Here is a 3,147-nt window from a genome sequence, read left to right as displayed (position 1 = left end):
TCGAACAGGGCGACCTGCGCGCGGTTGTATTCCTCGACGCTGTTCGTCACAAGGCGCAAGCGCGCGTTCAGCGTGTTCAGTTCGTCGGCCTTGCCGATCAGGGATAGCGTCGTCGCCAGCGTGGCAACCCCAGCCACGAGACGGCCGATTGACCCGAGCGCGCCGGCCGCGCCGGTTTCCACACCCACAAATGGGCTCGACGATCCACCGCCGCCGGCAACAAATCGCCCGGTGCGCGCGTCGCGCACGCGGTCGCCAACGCGCTTGGCTGCAGCCTCGGCCTTCTGCGCTCCGTCGACGACCGGCTGGAACGGGTTTCCCTGATTCCCGCCGGCCGGCTTTGCCGCGTCGCGGACGCGCTTCTTCGTGTCGTCGGCCGCCTTCGCCGCGTCCTTCGCGCCCTTCTCGATGCCATCGAAGGCCTTCGTCGACGGCACTTTCAGAGCGCCAAGAGACGCCAGGTCGCGCCGCAGGTCGGCAATCGCGCCCTTGACCTCGGTCAGTTCGGCGCTGATTCGGAACTCAAGATCGCTCGACACGCCGTAGCCCCTTCACGTAGCCCTTCCATGCTGGGCTATCAGCCTGCGACATGCGCAGCGCGATCGAGTCGCCCAGGCGCCGCGACGCCTCACGGCGCGCAACGGATTGCATGATCGCCCGCACCTGCGCGAGCGTCATCCCGTCTAGGTCGTCACGGGAGAATCCGGCGCCGATGAAGGCGACAACGACATCAGCCCAGCCCCAGCCTTCAACATTGCCGCCGTCCGCAGGGCCAGGACCAGACGACCGCGCAAAAAATCCTTGTTGGCCTGGATCACAGCCAGCAGCAGTTCAAGCACCTGCTCGACGGTCGCGGCCTCGATCTGCTCGGCGCGCGCGGCCAGGGCCGACGCCTTATCGTCGTCGCTCGCTCCGCGTGGGAATCGCGTCGTGGCCGCGGCCAGGGCCGCCACCATGTCGGTGAAGTTGCCCTCCACCGCGCCGGCCAGCGTGTCGAAGTTGACGCCGTTCGCCATGACATCGGCCACGACGTCGAGCATCGGGCGGATAGCACGGGTGAAGCCCGGGATCTGCGCGACAGTGAGCGGCCGGACGGTGATCGTCACCGCGCCCTCGTCGTCTCCCAAACGCACAGCGCCCCGAAGGGCGCCGCCGTCGATCACGTCGACATCGTCGTTCACTTCTCGATCTCGACCTTGAAGTATTGGGAGACGCCGGCGCCGATCTTCGTCGTGTCCTTGAGCACCTTGCCGGTGACTTCGAGCGCGCCGTAGTCCTCTCCGATCAGGCCCAGCGACTGCAGCGCGCCAGGCTTGACGCGGTAGGCGGTCACGCGGGTTCTCTTGCCGCTGCGCGCCTCGTTCAGGCCGTCGAACACCAGTTCATACTCCTTGCCCGAGCTCGTCAGCGCCTGCACCACGTCGGCGGCAGCCTTCGTGTAGCTGATCGTGATGTCGTCGCCTGCGGAAAGCGCGCCGCCCAGCGGGATGATCCCGGACGGGCGCACTTCGTAGTCGGTGTTCTCGGCGAGCACCGTCGCGCCCTTTTTCACCGCGCCGATCGCGCTCGGAAGGTGCGTGGTCGGGATGAAGGCGCCGAGCACGATGTCGGCGTGCGCCTCGTCGGTGATGGCCGCCGTCGTGACGGCAGACGTCGAGCCGTAGAGCGCCCGCGCCAGGTTCTCGGCGTTGATGTCGTGGATCGTCATCGTGGCCTCGACGGCGCTGATCCGCCTGACCTCGTTGTAGGTCCCGCCGCCCGGCTGCGTGTAGTCCTTGAGCTCCTTCGTGTCTTCGGTGACGCCGAAGGACAAAGCCGAGCAATTGCCGACCTCGACGAGACCCGCCGAGCCACCGATCTCGCGCAAGTAGGTTCGACCGCTGCCGATGTAGCTGTAGTCAGCCATGGTGATGTACTCCGGTGATCAAAGTGATCAAAGTGATCAGGGTTCGCCCCTGAATGTGGCCGCGTTCGAAAATGCCAGCGGCACATGGCAATAGCCCGCATCGTATTCGGGGCCTGGAGCGGGCCCCAGTTGCAAATATCTGCCCCCGCCGAGGTGGAACCCCAGCAGGGCGGCCAGGACCTGTTCGCACAGCAGCGCAGCCGCATCGCGTGCGGCATCGACCTCGCCGTTTTTGCGCGCGCTCTTGGCTGCAACCACGACGAACCACTCCTGCCTGACCTGCTGCACGCCGCCATGCGCAACAGAGTCGGCGACGGTGTACCCGTCATAGACGACCCAGACAGCCGGCGCCTTTTGGCGCAGCTCCGGAACTTGCTCGAGCTCGCGCAACGGCGCGACGGTAACGCCTGGCGGCATCTTTGCTCGAAGCCTGTCGATGATCGATCGCTCGGTATTTGCGAACATGTCTCACGCCTCCACTTTATCGACCGATTGGCGCAGGTAGGTGCGCAAGGCGTTGACCACGAGAAGAGACCACGCCGGCGGCAGGTTGACGGCCAGGCTGTCGCGCCTCAGTGGCAGGTAGGGCCGCGCCGGGATGGTGACCTTCTTAGCGAAGATGATCTCGCCTGTCGGGCCCGGGAATGCCAGCATCTTTGCCTTTTTGGGCTTGATCACGCCGCCGAACTGGTGGATTCTGGCCTGGATCTTGTTCGTTCCCAGCGTGACGCCGTCGCCGTCGGCCTTCGCGCTGATTGAGCGCTGCAGAAGGCCGGTGTCGCGCAGCGGCGCGCCAGACTTGCCCTGGGCATTCGCCGCGAGCTGCGCGCGGCCCGCGGCCGTCAGCGACTTACCCTTGCTCTTGCCGTCGTCCTCGCGCGTGCGCGGCGCGCGCCACTTGATCTTTGCCCACGGGCTGCCCCATGGGTCGATCCCGAGCTTGAAGCACAGCCGTATCCGGTTCAGAAGGACGTTGCCGACGACCGCATAGACCGGCTGCATCTTGCCCAGGGCCGAGTCGAGCGCGGCGAGCTTGGCTTTCGCGCCGCTGTCGTCGACCTTGATCTTGATCGGCGTCGACATGTTCAGAATCCGGTGAGGCTGTCCATCGTGAAGACGCGGTCGGACGCAAAGCCATCGGAAGCGAAGCCAGCCACGCCGGCCGTCTCGCCATCCGCACCAGGCGGCAGAGAGATCAGGCCGCGCGCCAGGTCGCGCAGTTGCGTCAGCGCATCGTCATA

6 protein-coding genes are annotated in these 3,147 nt (G+C 66.1%); all 6 read right to left on the bottom strand.

Features of this window, described 5'->3' with window-relative positions; genetic code table 11:
- Positions 1–539: hypothetical protein (locus VYI76_RS00030; RefSeq protein WP_326522724.1), on the bottom strand; the 539-nt coding region annotated here is incomplete at its 3' end.
- Positions 523–678 carry a hypothetical protein gene (locus tag VYI76_RS00025; protein WP_326522723.1) on the bottom strand — a complete coding sequence of 52 codons (156 nt, stop codon included), beginning with the start codon at positions 676–678 and terminating at the stop codon, positions 523–525. The genes VYI76_RS00030 and VYI76_RS00025, both read right to left, overlap by 17 nt.
- 5 nt (positions 679–683) lie before the next feature.
- On the bottom strand, positions 684–1,181 hold the full coding sequence (locus VYI76_RS00020) for a hypothetical protein (RefSeq protein ID WP_326522722.1): 498 nt from the start codon (positions 1,179–1,181) through the stop codon (positions 684–686).
- Positions 1,178–1,906 carry a hypothetical protein gene (locus tag VYI76_RS00015; RefSeq protein WP_326522721.1) on the bottom strand — a complete coding sequence of 243 codons (729 nt, stop codon included), beginning with the start codon at positions 1,904–1,906 and terminating at the stop codon, positions 1,178–1,180. Before VYI76_RS00015 ends, VYI76_RS00020 begins: the two co-directional genes overlap by 4 nt.
- Positions 1,907–1,942: 36 nt before the next feature.
- Entirely contained in the window at positions 1,943–2,371 is a 429-nt protein-coding gene (locus tag VYI76_RS00010; RefSeq protein WP_326522720.1) for a Gp37 family protein, read from the bottom strand.
- A gap of 3 nt (positions 2,372–2,374) precedes the next feature.
- Positions 2,375–2,989 carry a phage virion morphogenesis protein gene (locus VYI76_RS00005; RefSeq protein ID WP_326522719.1) on the bottom strand — a complete coding sequence of 205 codons (615 nt, stop codon included), beginning with the start codon at positions 2,987–2,989 and terminating at the stop codon, positions 2,375–2,377.
- Positions 2,990–3,147 lie beyond the last annotated feature (158 nt).

The sequence above is a fragment of the Sphingomonas sp. genome (genome assembly GCF_035910975.1).
In the GTDB taxonomy this organism is placed as follows: Bacteria; Pseudomonadota; Alphaproteobacteria; order Sphingomonadales; family Sphingomonadaceae; genus Sphingomonas.
The sequence above is the reverse complement of the archived record's forward strand: the minus strand, read 5'-3'. Positions and strand labels throughout refer to the sequence as shown.